At 76.5% G+C, this 1,793-nt stretch carries 1 protein-coding gene and 2 pseudogenes; all 3 read right to left on the reverse strand.

From position 1 onward, the window contains the following. Positions 1-769: pseudogene (locus ACWEVO_RS36035) on the reverse strand (hypothetical protein); the annotation flags it as partial. Between the two features lie 57 nt (positions 770-826). Beyond that, positions 827-1,264: a GNAT family N-acetyltransferase gene (locus ACWEVO_RS36040; protein WP_452311871.1), complete on the reverse strand. Its 438-nt coding sequence runs from the start codon at positions 1,262-1,264 to the stop codon at positions 827-829. 9 nt (positions 1,265-1,273) lie between these two features. Further along, positions 1,274-1,705: pseudogene (locus ACWEVO_RS36045) on the reverse strand (cytochrome c biogenesis protein CcdA); the annotation flags it as partial. Positions 1,706-1,793 lie beyond the last annotated feature (88 nt).

Here is a 1,793-nt window from a genome sequence, read left to right on the forward strand (position 1 = left end):
CGGTGGTCTCGACCGGCGCGCCGGTCTCGGTGGGCGCCGGTGCGGTGGTTTCCGCCGGCGCGGTGGTGTCCGTCGGCGCGGGCGCCGTGGTGTCGCTCGGCGCGGACGTGGTCTCGGTGGGTGCGGGCGCCGTGGTGGCGTCAGTGGGGGCGGGGTCGGTGGCGGTCGGCTCCAGCGCGCGCAGTTGCGCGACCGGTTGCATCCGGTCCCGGCTTCCCGGTGTCCGCCCGGCCGCCCCCGCCTTCCGGCGCTGCGGCTGCCCGGGGTCGACCAGGTCCAGCCGCAACCCGGCGGGTAGCCGGTCGCTGGTGGCGCCGGTGGCCGCCACCGCGCGCACTTCGACGCCGTTGGAGGGGCCGACCCAGAGCGGGTCGGTGCCGCCGCGGGCCCGGGCCTTCTCGGCACCCGAGTCCGGTCCGCGGTGGTTCTCCAGCTCCAGTGGCTGCCAGTCGGACCAGCCACCCCCGACCGCCCGGGTACGCACCGAGATGGTGCCCCGGAAGTCGACCGTCGGGTTGGTCCAGGTCACCCCGACCAGGGCGAAGCGGTCGGTGTCCCGGCGCGGGATGGTCACCTCGCGGCCGGCCGCGGCCGGGAAGTCCACGGTGTGCAGGGCGGTGGTGACCGGCCCGTCCCCGGCGCCCCACTCCGCGCCGTCGTCGCCGTAGCCGACCGCGACCAGCGCGACCGTCCCGGCCACCGCGGTGGCCATCGTGGCGGCCGCTATCCCGGCCCGGCGGCCGGTCCACCGCATCCCCGTCGTCTTCACGTTTTGATCTCCTCGCTGTGTCCCCACTGCGGGTCAGCGTGGAGATCGCGCGAAGTGTTACCCGACCCGGCGCATCGGGGTGTGCGGGATGCCGTCCTCGACGTACCCGGGGCCGCTGACCGCGAAGCCGTGGCCGGCGTAGAAGCCGACCAGGTGGGTCTGCGCCTCCAGCACGCAGGGCCGGTCGCCGACCAGGGCCAGGGCCTCGGTCATCAACCGGCCGGCCAGGCCGGCGCCGCGAGCGTCCGGCGCGACCACCACCCGGCCGATCCGCGCCACCCCGTCGGGGTCGGCCAGGATCCGCAGGTACGCGACCACCGCGCCGTCCCGGGTCAGCCACAGGTGCCGGGTGCCCGCCTCGGTGTCCCGGCCGTCCAGCTCCGGGTACGGGCAGGCCTGCTCGACGACGAACACGTCGATGCGCAGCCGGAGCAGGTCGTGGAAGGTGCGGGCATCCAGCTCGGCGAAGGGGGCGACGTGCGATTCGATCGGCATCCGGCAAGGTTAGGTGGCGTCCGGCTCCCCGCCCCGGTCGGTCCGGGCGGCCGCCCACCGGCGGGCCAGCGCGCCGAGGGCGGCGATCCCGATCAGTGCGGCGGCGACCGCGGCGACGCCCCACGGGCCCAGCCGGGCCAGCCCGTCGCTCAGCGCCCCCTGCACCCGGCCGGCCCCGTCGACCACCCGGTCGTCGGCGTCACCGCCGGCGAACAGCCGGACCTCGTACCAGCCGTACCAGGCCACGTAGCCGCCGGTGAGCACCAGCAGCAGGCCGGCCAGCCGGCCGAGCAGCGGCGCGGCCCGCCGGGTGCGCCGGATCAGCGACGCCCGGGCCAGCGCCACGGCGAGCGCCGCCGCGCCGACCGCCAGCCCCATGCCGAGGGCGTACGCCACGAAGAGGCCCACCCCGGCGGCCGGGCTGCCGGCCCGGACCGACGCTGCCCTACTGGGCCGGCTTCGAGAACTTCAGCAAGCTCTTCGGCGACGAGGACTTCTGGAACGCCCTCTTCAACACCTTCGGCATCTT

The sequence above is a fragment of the Micromonospora sp. NPDC003776 genome (genome assembly GCF_053605645.1).

Excerpts from the sequence above, each read along its gene's own strand:
- ACWEVO_RS36040 (WP_452311871.1), bottom strand. The coding sequence starts at position 1,264 with ATGCCGATCGAATCGCACGTCGCCCCCTTCGCCGAGCTGGATGCCCGC.